Annotated in this window: 10 protein-coding genes; 7 read left to right on the top strand and 3 right to left on the bottom strand. The window is 60.0% G+C overall.

Translation table 11 applies throughout. The annotated features are described in order from the left end of the window. The first annotated feature begins 179 nt into the window (after positions 1-179). From rpsF to VGG64_28360, 5 genes are all read left to right on the top strand, one after another. Complete coding sequence (gene rpsF / locus VGG64_28380) at positions 180-602, top strand: 30S ribosomal protein S6 (GenBank protein HEY1603551.1); 423 nt, start codon at positions 180-182, stop codon at positions 600-602. A gap of 30 nt (positions 603-632) precedes the next feature. Continuing rightward, positions 633-1,157 (top strand): single-stranded DNA-binding protein, encoded by a 525-nt coding sequence (gene ssb, locus VGG64_28375; GenBank protein ID HEY1603550.1) that lies wholly within the window; start codon positions 633-635, stop codon positions 1,155-1,157. Between the two features lie 386 nt (positions 1,158-1,543). After that, the gene (gene rplI / locus VGG64_28370; protein ID HEY1603549.1) at positions 1,544-2,113 is read left to right on the top strand and encodes a 50S ribosomal protein L9; all 570 of its coding nucleotides are present in this window, start codon (positions 1,544-1,546) and stop codon (positions 2,111-2,113) included. A 319-nt stretch (positions 2,114-2,432) separates the two neighbouring features. Then, complete coding sequence (dnaB, locus tag VGG64_28365) at positions 2,433-3,851, top strand: replicative DNA helicase (protein HEY1603548.1); 1,419 nt, start codon at positions 2,433-2,435, stop codon at positions 3,849-3,851. Positions 3,852-4,290: 439 nt separating this feature from the next. Next, the gene (locus tag VGG64_28360) at positions 4,291-7,728 is read left to right on the top strand and encodes a BamA/TamA family outer membrane protein (protein HEY1603547.1); all 3,438 of its coding nucleotides are present in this window, start codon (positions 4,291-4,293) and stop codon (positions 7,726-7,728) included. Positions 7,729-7,818: 90 nt separating this feature from the next. Here VGG64_28360 and VGG64_28355 read toward each other — a convergent pair whose 3' ends face one another. Next, positions 7,819-8,346, bottom strand: a complete 528-nt coding sequence (locus VGG64_28355) for an adenine phosphoribosyltransferase (GenBank protein ID HEY1603546.1) — start codon at positions 8,344-8,346, stop codon at positions 7,819-7,821. A gap of 788 nt (positions 8,347-9,134) precedes the next feature. Between VGG64_28355 and VGG64_28350 the strand changes: the two genes are divergently transcribed. Together VGG64_28350 and VGG64_28345 are read left to right on the top strand one after the other, a co-directional pair. After that, positions 9,135-9,422 (top strand): hypothetical protein, encoded by a 288-nt coding sequence (locus VGG64_28350; GenBank protein HEY1603545.1) that lies wholly within the window; start codon positions 9,135-9,137, stop codon positions 9,420-9,422. A 58-nt stretch (positions 9,423-9,480) separates the two neighbouring features. After that, positions 9,481-10,824, top strand: coding sequence for a PQQ-binding-like beta-propeller repeat protein (locus VGG64_28345; GenBank protein HEY1603544.1), 1,344 nt, complete (start codon positions 9,481-9,483; stop codon positions 10,822-10,824). 272 nt (positions 10,825-11,096) lie between these two features. On the opposite strand, the gene VGG64_28340 is transcribed toward VGG64_28345, so the two are convergent. Then, the gene (locus tag VGG64_28340; GenBank protein HEY1603543.1) at positions 11,097-11,996 is read right to left on the bottom strand and encodes a hypothetical protein; all 900 of its coding nucleotides are present in this window, start codon (positions 11,994-11,996) and stop codon (positions 11,097-11,099) included. 693 nt (positions 11,997-12,689) lie between these two features. After that, positions 12,690-13,943: hypothetical protein (locus tag VGG64_28335; protein HEY1603542.1), on the bottom strand; the 1,254-nt coding region annotated here is incomplete at its 5' end.

Below are 13,943 nucleotides of genomic sequence, written 5' to 3'. Positions count from 1 at the left end.
CGAGACCTGGGTCCGACGCGGCCTGCAAGCCGCCATGAATGAGTACAATTGACGTCGCATGCGGCATCGCAGCGTCGAGAACACAGCATCGAGTAAATTGTCGAGAACATTACCACCGGACGGGCCCGGTGGTTGCGGTATAACGATCGAACTCACTGGCTACGAACGGGAGAAGACCTTTGGCAGTCAACGCATACGAGGGGTTGTTCATCTTTGATTCCAATCGCTACGCGCGCGATCCTGCCGGTGTTTCCGGGCAGATTGCCGCTATGGTCGAGAAGTATCAGGGGACGATTCTGGCCAGCCGCTTGTGGGAAGAACGGCGTTTGGCATATCCCATCAATGGTCAACGCAAGGGGACCTACTGGCTGGCCTACTTTCAGTTGGATAGCGGCCAACTCGACGCGATGCGTCGCGATTGCCGCATCAACGAGAGCATTCTGCGGGAGTTGGTGCTAAAGGTCGATCCACGCATCGTGGACGCCCTGGTCGCCCATGCCCAGAGCGCCACCGACGCGGCCAAGGCCCGCCGTGCCCCGGCCCCTGCCCCTGCAACAGTTGTCGAAGAGACGGTCGTCGACGCGCTGGAAGATATCGAATAAGCGTCGTCCCATCCTAGGAGGTCGGTTTCCATGGCCAGCTTCAATCGTGTCATCTTGGTCGGTAACCTGACGCGCGACCCCGAGCTGCGCTACACCCCCACGAATACGCCGGTCACAGAAATTGGCCTGGCGGTTAACGACCGCCGCAAGAATGCGCAGGGGGAGTGGATTGAAGAGACCACCTTTGTCGACGTGACGTTGTGGGCACGAACGGCGGAAGTTGCCAGCGAGTATCTCACCAAGGGTGCCTCGGTATTGATCGAGGGTCGGTTGAAGCTTGATACCTGGGAAACCGACGGACAGAAGCGTTCGAAGCTGCGGGTGATCGGCGAGCGCATGCAGATGCTCGGCGGTCGTGGCGGCCCAGGTGGCGGAGGCAGCGGGGGCGAAAGCCGTGGTGCCTCACGCGGGGGTGCAGCGGGAGGAAGCCGTGGCGGCCCGTCAAACTACGACGAATCAGAGTACGGGCCACCGGCCGACGTTTACGGCAGTAGTAGTGGTGGCGGCGGCGGCGGCCGCAGCGGGTCGCCCCCGGCGGACGATATTCCGTTCTAGGTGACGTCAGTTATTGTCCGAAAACCCGATTGTCTGGGGAGCATAGGACTGACGTAAGTGGGCTAATGGGCCTCATTAACTGGCAAAACGAATTCTGGGCCCGGTTCGGCAATCCCCTTGGTCGTCATCGCGGGAGTTGGGCGCCCGAGGACGGCGAACCAAGTGTCCGTTGGAATCAGCCCGACCAGCGAACCACGCCAGTCGTTGTACTGCGAACTGATGAGTTGCCACAACGACCGGGACGGGGCCGAACGCCATAAATCCCAGCTGGATTTTGGCTGGAAATCTGCTGACCTTCCCGCTGGCCGGCCAGCCCACAATTGGCTAAGATGAGTCCCTTTCGACCATAAGCAACCCGGCTATCTTAGCCCACAGCGAGATCGACCATGGCCACCAAGACTGCTGCCCCAGCCGCCGCGACAAAGAAGAAGCGTCATCCGCGCGGCAAACTTCCTAAGGGACCCCACGGCGGCATCGAGCTGCTGTTGATCCAATCGGTCGATCATCTGGGCAAGCAAGGGGACGTGGTCGAAGTGAAGCCGGGCTACGCCAAGAATTACCTGCTTCCGCAAGGGCTGGCCACGGTTGCCACCGAGCATCACAAGCGGATGGTCGACAAGCATAAGGCTCGACTGCAAGCGATTCAAAATGCACGGCTCGCCGGCCTGCGAACTCTGGCGGACCAGCTTGCGCAACAGAGCATCACGATCGAAGCCAATGCCAACGACGAAGGGCATCTGTACGGCTCGGTCGGCGCGGCCGACATCGCCAACGCCCTGAAGCGGCACGACTTTGCCATCACCTCCGACCAAGTGCGGCTCACGGGCCCGCTCAAGGAACTGGGACTTTACACCGTCAACATTCATATTGGGCACGAGATCGAGTCTGAGTTGAAGGTGTGGGTCGTGCCCACGGTGACCGACGATGAAGTTGCCACGCCCAAGCCTCAGCAATAGCTGCTGGCGATGGGCACGTAGTGACGTCGGCGGATTGTCGCTGGCCAGATGCCGCCGATTGGCCGCATTAGGTTCGCCACAACCCAGATCTTTTTCCCGTCGCGTTTCTTAATGTGCGCACCAGAGCGTCTTTCTGGCGGCAAGCCCGTAGACGGTTCCCCATTAACTTGTTTCCGGGAATCGGTTCGGATTTGCCCAGCGCTTGAATTGCCAGAGACGGCCGGCTAGCGCTCTTTCAGCTCAGCGACTATCAAGCCCGGTCGGCTGACTGGTAGAATTACCGTCGCTTTGATTTGTTCCGCGCACGGAGGATCTCGCGATGGCCACGACGCAAATGGATTCACGCAACGGCACCCAATCCGCCCGCAGCGAAATTCTCGACCGACTTCCACCGCAGAGCATCGAGGCCGAAAAAGCCGTCCTCGGCAGCGTGCTGCTCGACCCCTTCGTGTGCGACGACGTGGCGCTGCTCGTCCGCCCGCAGGACTTTTACGGGCACGCTCATCAGATACTGTTTCGCCATCTGCTGGCGATGCACGAGGCGGGCCAACGTGTCGACATCACGCTCTTGGTCGAACGGCTCAAGCAGAGCGGCGACTATGAGGCCGTCGGCGAAGCTGTCTATCTGGCCGACATCGCGCAGTCCGTTCCGACGGCTGCTAACGCCTCGTACTATGCGAATATTGTCCGCGACAAGGCTACATTGCGGGCCTTGATACATGCCAGCACGGATATTCTCCGCGATGCTTACGACCAGAATCTCGACGCCCGGGAAATGCTCTCCGGTGCAGAGGAGAAAATATTCCGCATCCTCGAAGACAAGGGAATCGGGGAGCTGGCGCCGATCAGCGAAGTACTAACCGCCGCCTTGTCGCGCATCGACGCGCGCTTGACTCATGGTGGCATGTCGAGCGGCATTGAATCAGGTTTCGCTGAACTGGACGCACTGACTGGCGGGCTGAATGCCTCGGAGTTGGTGATCATCGCCGGCCGTCCGAGCATGGGCAAGACGGCCCTGGCCACGAACATCGCTACGAACGTCGCCGTCGACCAGAAGCAGACCACGCTTTTTGTGAGTCTGGAAATGTCGCGTTTGGAGTTGGTCGAGCGGATGCTCTGCTCGCACGGTCGCATCAACGGGCACAAGCTGCGCAACGGCATGCTGTCTGCTGCCGAGCGCAAGAAGCTCCCGGAAGCGTCATCCGAAATGAGTCAAGCGCCGCTATACATCGACGATAGCCCCAGCCGTACGATGACCGAAATCGCGGCCACGGCCCGGCGTCTGAAACGGCGCGAGAATCTAAGGCTTGTCGTTATCGATTACCTGCAATTGATCGAGCCGGACAACTCGAAGGACCCACGGCAGGAGCAAGTGGCGCGCATCGCAAGGCGGTTAAAGGGACTGGCCCGCGAGTTGAAGATTCCCGTGCTGTGCCTGGCACAGTTGAATCGACAAGCGGAAGCATCCAAGGATAATCGCCCGCGGTTGAGCCATTTGCGCGAAAGCGGCGCCATCGAGCAGGATGCCGACGTGGTGATGTTCGTCCACCGAGATGAATACTACATGAACAATGACGAGGACCGAGAACGGGTGGCGGGCAAGGCCGACATCATCGTCTCGAAGCAACGCAACGGTCCGATTGGCGATATCAAGGTCGATTGGCACAAGGACTACACGCGTTTCGATAACCCGACGGCCGGCTATTTGCGCGACGACGAACAGTTTCGTCCCTTCTAATCGTGCGACGTACGCGCCCTGGCAACGGCCGAATCGTGAGGCCAATGCCAGAGAAGTTCTCTAGCGCCAAGCAAAAACCTGTGCCGGATGTTGCTGAAATCTCCGTTAGGTGCAAGCCCCCGACTTTCGAGTCGCGTCATCGCAGCGCGTCTGATCCTCGATAGCAGTCATATGCCAGCAGGGCGGCGGCAGATTAGGGAACTGCGAATGACAATCCCGGCTGTTTGCGCGGTTCTCGGCGAGCTGTAGTAAATGGAATCCGCCTTGTGGCGGGTGCAGGGTTCCGGTATTTCTACTCGGCCCTTCTCGGACCCCTTGAGAGTCCCTGCGCGGAAGCCGTTTCGGCGATGCAATTCATCGCGACGGTGATGGTGCAGGCCGGGGTCGTCTGTCAACTCGTCATTTCTCGCGCAAAAACCGTTCACGGAATACGCCTTTAATGGTCGGCGGCCGCTTCGACGTTGCACTGCTGTCGCGCGTGCTGGCAATTTGCCTTGGGGCATTGCTGGCACTGGCTGGGCAGAGCGTGCGCGCCCAATTTCCAGCCGCCGCTCCCCCAGGCATCGCCCCAACGGCTCCCACGGGCCAGTCTTTTCCATCGGGTTACGCGCCTCCGGCTGGGCCAGTACCGCAAGGGCCTCCGCCCGCCGATGCGGCTCCGGTATCCAGCACTCCGGAAGTTGCAGAAGTTCGCGTCGAAGGCAACAAAGCGGTTGGGCTGCAAAAAATATCGCCGCACATCAAGACGCGCCCCGGCCGCCCGCTCGATAAGTCGACCGTTGAAGACGACGTGAAGCGGCTTACCAAGACACACCAGTTTATTAGCGTTGAACCGCGCTACGAGCGCACGCCGGCCGGCGGCATCGTCATCATCTTCCATCTTGTCGAACGGCCGATGATTCGGCATCTGCGAATCTACGGCAGTTCCAAGAGTGAGAAGACCTTGGCCAAAAAGGCCGGCATAAAGGTCGGCGATCCACTCGATCCGTATGCCGTCGAAGAAGCTCGTACCAAGATCGAAGAGTATTTGCACTCCAAAGCCTACTCGCAGGCGTCCGTGACCATCATCGAGGGCACCAAACCGGGCGATACCGGCGTCAGAATGATGGTCAACGAGGGGCTGAAGCAAAAAGTGTGGGCTGTGGAATTCGTGGGGAACACCGTTGCACCGGATGATCGGCTGCAAACCCAGATTCAAAGCAAGAAGCCGATTCTCTGGCTCATCAAGGGTGAAGTCGATTACGACCGCATCAACGAGGACGTGCGGCGCCTGACCGATTATTACCGCGGTCTAGGCTTCTTCCGTGCCCGCGTCGGTCGCGAGTTTATCTACAACGAGAAACAGAGTTGGATGACACTCACCTTCTTCATCTACGAAGGGCCGCGCTACGTCGTCAACAACGTTGCGGTTATCGGCAACTCACGGCTCGAAAGCGAGCAGTTGACCAAGAATCTCAAGCTCAAGGGGGGTGACTTTTTTGACCAGTCGAAGCTGACCAAGGACATCTCTGGCGTGCAGGACAAGTACGGAGAGGTCGGATACATCTTCGCCGATGTTCAGCCCGAGACGCGCTTCCTCGAACAGCCCGGCCAGCTCGACCTGGTTTACAAGATCGAGGAAGGAGATCGCTATCGGGTCGGACGAATTGACGTCAAGATCGGCGGCGACAATCCTCACACCCGAAGAACGGCCGTGTTGAACCGCCTGACGCTCCGCACGGGCGACATCGCCAATACCAGAAAACTGCGCGAGAGCGAGCGGCGCCTCAAGGCGTCCGCCATGTTCGCCACGAATCCCCAGCAGGGTCTGGCTCCGAAGATTGTTTTCGCGCGGCCGGGTATGGACGACGGAGAAGAGGACGACGACGTTTCCGTAGCGCGCAAACCCGGTGGTCGACGCGGCGGCAACGGAAACGGCCCCGTTCAGCCTGGCCCAGGCTTAGGGGGCATGGGCCCCGGCGGCATGGGCTCTTCAAGCATGGGCGGCATGAATGGCATGGGCGGAATGGGAGGCATGGGCGGTGGCGGCATGAATGGCATGGGCTTCAACGGCCAGAGTCCCGACCCCGAGCCCGAGCCGACTGCAGAATCTGACCCGGGTTTCGCCGCGCACGACTTTGAACTGCAGGATCGAGAATCGGCCGAAATCGAACTGGTGCCGGATCCGTCGCCGCCGTTGAATCCTCGACGCGAATTCACGACCGTTGCGCGCCCACGATTCGGCGGCGACGGGTCGCTGCCGGTAGTGCGGGCGCAAAGCCCCGGCATGGCCGGTGCCCCCGTGGGGGCCTACAACTCGTCGGCTCCATCGTTCGGTCAGCAGCCGCTGGGCCGGACAAACCCCGACGCAGCGATTGGCAACTTCCGCAGCGCTGTTTCCGGCGGTGGCATTTTGCAGACGCAATACCAGCAACGCGTGCAGGGAGGCTATGCGGCACCTGGTGCTGCGCCGGTATACGGTCAGCCAGCGACATCGTATCCGCCACCTGCGAATTCGTACGCGCCGCCTACCTATCCGCAGAACGGTTACCCGCCCGCCGGCAGCTTTGCGGCGCAGCCACCAAACTCTGCACCCGCGGGGGGCTACGGGGCGCCCGGCGGATACGCACCGCCGGCTTATGGTCAGAGCGTACTGCCGCCTCCGTCGGCCCTACCGGGAGCGCCACCGCCGGCCGTACCGCCACTTGTGAACAACGCGCCCGGAGGCGCCGTGGCCAGTCCTGGTATTGGATACAACGGTCCGGGCGATCTGGGCTTGCCTGAGAGTCCGGCGTCGATCTTCGAAGAAGAGCCAGCTCGTGAGATTCCCCTCAGGGTCATGGCCAACGAGACGCAGACCGGACGATTGATGTTGGGCGTCGGCGTGAACTCCAATGCCGGTTTGATCGGCAATATCACGTTGGACGAGCAAAACTTCGACTGGCGGCGTTTTCCGACCAGTTGGGAAGACATTCGCAATGCCACGGCCTGGCGCGGGGGGGGGCAGCAGTTCCGCATCCAGGCATCTCCCGGTACGGTCTATCAACAATACTCAATCAACTTCCACAATCCGTACTTGTTCGACACGCCGATCAGCTTCGGGCTGAACGGTTCTTACTTTACGCGTATCTACCAGGACTGGACTGAAAGACGCCTGGGTGCCCGCGTCAGCCTGGGCTACCAGTTCCTGTTTGATCCGAACTTGTCCACGGTGGTCTCGTTCCGCGGCGAGAACGTGAACATTTCCGCACCAACAATTCCCACGCCTCCGCCGTTGGAGCAGGTGTTGGGTAACAACGCGCTGTTCATTGGCCAATGGCAAGTAATCCATGACACGCGCGACAGTTCGTTTTTGCCCACCCAAGGGCATCGCCTGAATCTGAGCCTGGAGCAGGCCTTTGGCAGTTATACGTTCCCCCGGGCGACGATCGACGTTTCGCAGCATTTCTTGTTGCACGAGCGACCAGACACGTCGGGCCGGCACACGCTGACCCTGAGCAACACCACCGGTTTCACCGGCTCGAACACGCCGATCTATGAAAACTACTTTGCCGGCGGTTACACGACATTGCGCGGTTTTTACTTTCGCGGGGCTTCGCCCTTGCAAGAGAACGTGCAAGTCGGCGGTCACTTCGAATTCATCAATACCGTGGAATACATGTTCCCCATCACGGGTGACGACATGCTCCGCGGCGTAACGTTCTGCGACTTCGGTACCGTCGAACCAAATATCGAAATGACCGGGCAAGATTTCCGTATCTCTCCGGGCGTGGGCTTGCGTGTCACGATCCCGGCGATGGGGCCAGCGCCGATCGCACTAGACTTTGCGGCGCCCATCCATCATGCCCCGGGCGACCGGCTGCAGCTGTTCAGCTTCTTCATCGGCGTCAACCGTTAACGTCGCATGATCGGCGCCAGGGGGCGCGACGCGGTATTTTGGCGTTGGCCTGCGCGCTGGCTCGTCAGCGCAAATCGCTGCAGACCCCTGCTACGAATACGTCATCAAGCTGAAGACGTTGTAGTCTTTGAAACGTGCGGCCCCGCCGAGTTCCTGCAATTCAATCACAAACGCGCAGCCAGCCACAGTTCCCCCCGCCTGTTCAATCAAGCGACAGCAGGCTTCCATCGTACCGCCGGTGGCCAAGAGATCGTCGACTAGCAGCACGCGTTGCCCAGGGGCGATGCCGTCGCTGTGGATCTCCAGGGTATCGCTCCGATATTCCAACTCGTAGTGAAAGGCGTGCGTCGAAAATGGCAACTTGCCGGGCTTGCGCACCGGCACGAATCCGACTCCGAGTGCGATCGCCAGCGGCGCCGCGAAAATGAAGCCCCGTGCCTCGGCTGCGGCCACCACATCGATGGCCTGGCCTTGGTAATGATCGGCCAATTGCCGGATGGTTTCACCGAAGGCCGTGGCGTCGCCCAAAAGCGGCGTGATGTCGCGAAATACGATTCCCGGCTTTGGAAAGTCGTGAATTGACCGGATGTACTCTTTCAGATGGATCTTCTGCGACATTGCGCGCTTGCTCCCGGCGGCATCAACGAGGCCCGCGCGAACAAAAGGCCCGCGAATCGCCCAGCTGGTGGTATGTCGTCGGCAGCTTGGTTGACCTGCGGACGACGCCCGCCAATATAGAGCGGGCGTTTCTCACTGGCCAGTTGCACGTTGTGGCAAGAGCAGCTGCGCGCCGCCGGATGTACTCCCTGCGCAGTGGAAAGAAGTTCTTTGCTCGCGAAATTTGACCTGACCTTGACCTCGACCTATGTTTGCGATGCCGCCTGCCGTTAGACCGGTGGGCGTGCGGCTAGGCTTTCTCACCCCCGTGCTGAGGCGGGGCTGCCGGCATCGCGGCGGCCCCGCCTGTGTCTCGCGGGGGCCTGGCTAGCGCCGTCTTTTCGGTCCGATCTAGTGGACCTTAGCGGTCCGTACGGAGCAGGGCGATTGGTGCCCCTGGCCGGTGCTGGCGCTGGTGCGCTGCTTCCGCAGACCTCGTCCCGTGCCACACTGCCGCACAAAATGAAGCCCCAGATTACGGGTCGCGGCGGCCTATGGTGTGGACTGGGTCGGCGGGAAATATCGCGGCGATGGCGCGCTTGACAAACCACCTGAGAAGGCTCTAGTTTTTTACTGTCAGGTCAAGGTTTGGTCCTGGCCAGGGGACGTTGGCCCCTTGTTCTCGCGCGCACGAACGTATAGCCTTCCTGGTTTCCCTCCGGACGATCAGAGCAGCGTCGGCAGACGACGATTTCGTCTGCGAAGTTTGCCGGCCCGCACTAACTGTTCCTCTTACAGGCACCATGACCATGTACGCCCCAATCCAAGAACGACCGCAGCACTTCGTAGGGCCACGCGCGCTGGAGTGGGAATTACCTTGGATCGTCGCCGACGAAGCCTTGCCAGAAGAACCTGCCGGAGAAGCCGAGGACGAGGAGATCGACGACGACGATTTCGACGACGATTTTGACGATGACTTCGAGGAAGAACTCGACGACGAGTTCGAGCAAGACATCGACGAATTCGACGACAATGCCGACGGCGATGACGCCGATCTAGGCGAGGCGGCGGAAGGAGAATTCGAGGAAGACTTTTGACCTCGGCGTCGTGGCACACTGGCAAGCGCACTCTTAAACTTTTCGCGCCTGACGAATCATGAATGCCAATCCTTCGTATCATCGAGTTCCCACGGCGCGACACGATGCCATTGCGGTCCAGCGAGGGGTGATCGCGGCGATGGTGATCGTCTGCTGCCTGGGCGGCATACTTGCGGAGACGTCCGCAGTCGAACTTAAGCCGGCTGGCGTGGCGCCAGTGCAGGCGAACTGGCCGTGGTGGCGTGGCCCCACGCGCGACGGTGTCGCCGCAGCAGACGAACAGCCTCCGTTGCGGTGGAGCGACGACGAAAACGTACTATGGAAGGCGAAAGTCCCCGGCCGCGGACACGCTTCGCCGACTGTTTGTGGCGATCGTATTTTCTTGGCCACAGCCGACGAAACGCAGGAAGTGCAATCCGTACTGTGCTACGAACGCGCGAGCGGCCGTACGATGTGGAAGGTCGACGTCCACTCCGCCGGCATGGATCACCATGGCCACAAGAAGAGCTCACAAGCTTCGGCGACGGTCGCCTGCGATGGCGAGCGGGTATTCGCCAATTTCGTGCATGACGGAGGCGTGTATACCACCGCGCTCGACCTCGACGGCCGGCAGGCGTGGCAGATCAGAGTTTCGGACTTTGTGACGCATCAAGGGTTTGGCTCGTCCCCCGCGATTTATCGTTCGATGGTTCTTGTCTCGACCGACAACAAGGCTGGCGGGGTCGTGGCGGCACTAGATCGCCAGAGCGGCAGAATCTTGTGGAAACAGGATCGGCCCAAGCAGCCGAACTACACTTCGCCGGTCGTTTTGTCGGTCGGCGGACGAGACCAATTATTGTTGGCCGGCTGCGACCACGTCGCGAGCTTCGATCCCCTCACCGGCAAGCAACTGTGGGAGATCGAGGGCTCTACGACGGAATGCGTGGGTTCGATCGTCAGCGACGGCCAACTCGTGTTTGCCAGCGGCGGCTATCCCAAAAAACTGACCGTTGCGGTACGGGCAGACGGTTCGGGCGAAGTTGTCTGGGAAAACTCTACACAGACATATGTACCGTCGATGATCGTTCACAATGGCTTTCTCTACACCGTTACCGATGGCGGCATTGCTTATTGCTGGAAATCGAGCACCGGTGAAGAGCTGTGGAAATCTCGAATGGGCGGCACATTCAACACGTCGCCCGTGCTGGTCGGCGAACTGCTGTTCGCGACGGATCAGGAGGGCAAGACGTCCATATTCAAAGCCAGCCCTGACAGCTTCCAACTGCTTGGCGAAAACAAATTGGGGGAAGACGTTTACGCCACCCCGGTATTCTGCGGCGGCCAGATATTTATGCGTGTTGCACATGGAACTGGCGACGCGCGGCAGGAATGGCTGTACTGCATCGGCCCTCGGTCGCGATAGTGGTCGCCACGGCCAAGAATCGGCTGTCATGACGATTGACTTGGCGTTTCTCTCGGTTACATTTGATCCGTTGCGCTTCGGCGCGACATGCGGGGTCGTCAGGTTCCTGCCCCACCTGACGGCCCTTTTTCGTGCGCGGAATTGAATTCTGGACAGTCACGGCAGACTGACCACGATCTCACCGACTTGGGGTTGGAGCGGGTCGTGCCGCTTCATTTCTGAGGCGCAAAGACATTCGCCTCGACGCCATCAAAGCGGCAGAGCGCCGCCGATTAGCGATTGCGTTGGATCGAGATCGCCACGCCGCCGCCAAACATGGCCCAACCACCGGTGGTCATCATCGGCATGGCCGGGATGACGGAATAGGTAATGCTACTACCCGTTTGCGGGTAATAATCGCGCGCTTGCGCAAAGCCACTCCGAGATCGTTGATTGCCGCCAGGCGAAGAAGAAGCGATCTGCCCGGCCGAAGGACGGCCCTGCTGCTCGAAACGGCGCAGTTCTGTATTTGCCTTGCGAGAACTGAGCTGGTCTTGCCGCGTCTTCTCGAAGGCCTGCGAAACCTCGGCCGCCGATTGATACTTCAGCGCGATGCGAGTCAGCCGTTCCCGCAGTTGCGCCGGAGTCGATCCCAACACGTCGGGCAGTTGCTGCTTGGTCTTCTTCGCGTAGGCGGGAGCAGCCACGGACAATCGATCGGCGAAATTTCGTTCGAGTTCCAAGGTTCGCGGGCTATAGAGGATCTGCAGCTTGGCGTCGACATCGTGAATGAATTGCTTGCGATCCGCAGGCGAGGTCGCCTTGGCGCGCGCCGCATATTTGGTCCGCATCTGCTGGACCTGGTCGTTGTCGTAAAGCGTTTGGATCGAGAGCCATTGCTCAAAGCGGAGTTGTGTGTCCTGCCATTCGTCACCAGTGAGGAAAGGGCGCGACGTGGCGGAAGCAAAAGTCGGCTCGGGTGAAAACTCGGGGGCCGGCTGGTCGTCGCGCGGTGCGGCGGGCGCGGCCGGTTTGGCTACAGCCGGCTTCTTATTGCTGGCCGCTGGCTTGCGTGGCGCGTCGCCTTGTGCCATTACCCGTACTGGCTCGTTCGACAGCAGGCCGAGCGCCAGAAGAGCGGCGATTATTAATCGCCGGAAATGCTGCGCGAAGATGTCAGCAGGCGTATGCATAGCCACCGGTTCCTCACACAAGCATAACAACCTGGGGAACGGAAATCCACTTTGGCGGACCGTCTTTGCTATCCGGGATAACCTGTCGAACACGTCATTTTCGCGGGCTGCATCGTCTGATTGCTCGGCGAAATGACCGGTCCGCCGTTCGGCGAGTTCCAGAACCCTCCCGTGCCGTGCGGGCCTCTTTCCGTCCGCAATAAACGCTTTCGCGCCTGCGGGCCGATCTCGTTACGGCTTGCTACACGATCACCAAGCGAAGTATACGTTGCCCAAAAAAGCGATCGAAAGCTGACAGACGAATTATGACCTGGACAATTTGTCGCGACGGCACGGCTGCCACGGCACGAATATCAGCATGGATGTTCTCTCTCGGAAGAACAAAGGCGTCCACCCAAATCCTGTCGCGCGTCACGCGGCGACGTGTCATCGAAGCCAGCAGCGTCGACCCCTTTGTAGGCGTAAAGTGCGACGTAGCGCATTGCCATCGTGCTACGAGCGATGCGCAAAATCCGAGAACCTACAGTTTTTTTCGACCTGAACTGGCACCCGATTGAAGCCAGGCGTGACTCGGGGCCGGAGACCGTCGGAACGAAGTACTGGAAATGCACGCCCTGCGGATCACGGCAGCCGGGTGGACTGTTCCGATTGGGCCGACCTTGGCAAGAATCCGAGGATCGTGCGCGCGCGACACTAGCGGAAGAACCAGCACATGCCGAGCGTGCAGGCAATGAGCACGCCGGCCCACAATTTGTCGTTCTGCCACCAGAGGCGGCGGGCGTCATCGTCGATGGGCCGCTCGCGTCTGAATCGCGACCACGTGTACTGTTCGCGCTCGTGGTCACGTTGATGTTGCGTCGCCAGGCTCACGACTAGCAACAATGCATAGCACCCCACTGTGGCCAGGGCAGCGCGGTGAAAGGCTTGCAGTTGATGATCAAACCCGTAACGCGCACTTTGCTCAAAAAAGATCGACAAGAACGGACCCGCGAGAATGCACACAAACGAGGCGGTGCGGGTCACGAATGGCTGCAGGATGCCAGCGACATAGGCCACGATTACACCCGGCACCAGGTAGGCGTTGTAATCGGCCATGCGATTGAAGATGCCGCCTTTGGTTTTCCCGAAGTACAGCGACAGGCCGATCGCGGCCGCGACCATCAGCATCATTGCGATGCGGCCCACCCAGATCAGCCGCATTTCCGACGCGTCGGGGCGAACGTATTTCTTGTAGATGTCGAACGTGAACAAGGTGGCTGTGGAGTTCATCATCGAATCGATTGTTGAGAGGATGCCTGCCACGAGGCCCGCCATAACTACTCCCACCAGGCCGTATCCAGGCGGCAACAGCGTGCGGGTCAACCCTGCAAAGGCGGTATCGCTTTCGGTGGCCGGGTCAATCGCCAGAATGTAGCCGGCTGCCATGCCGGGTACGATGCACAAGAACGGAATCAGTAGCTTAAAAAAGCCGGCTGTGATCGTGCCCATGCGGGCATCCCAGTCACTGCGGGCGCCGAGCGTCCGTTGCGCGATGAACTGATTGGTGCCCCAATAATATAAATGCAGGACCATCAGACCACTCAGAACGCCGCTCCAAGGAAGCTCGGGGTGGCTGGCCTCGAAAAAGACATGGAATTTTTCCGGCTGTTTTTCGAGCAGGCCCGTGAGCCCGCCGACATTCGTGTGCCAGATCGCGAGCACGGCGAGCAAGCCGCTGCCGACGAGTAGCAGCACGCTTTGAACGACGTCGTTGAAGATGTCAGCCTTCAGTCCACCGTAAAACGTATACGCACCGGCCACGATTGCCGTAAGACAGACCGCCGACTCGTAGCTGATGGCATACGGGGAATCTGCCGTGAGCGTGGCCACGGTGAGCGACCCCAGCATCATTGTGCCGACCATTTGAATCAGTAAGAAGGCCATGTTGGTAATTGAGTACACCAGCCG

This window comes from Pirellulales bacterium (assembly GCA_036490175.1).
Lineage (GTDB): Bacteria > Planctomycetota > Planctomycetia > Pirellulales > JACPPG01 > JACPPG01.
This window is presented reverse-complemented; position numbering and strand designations above follow the sequence as displayed.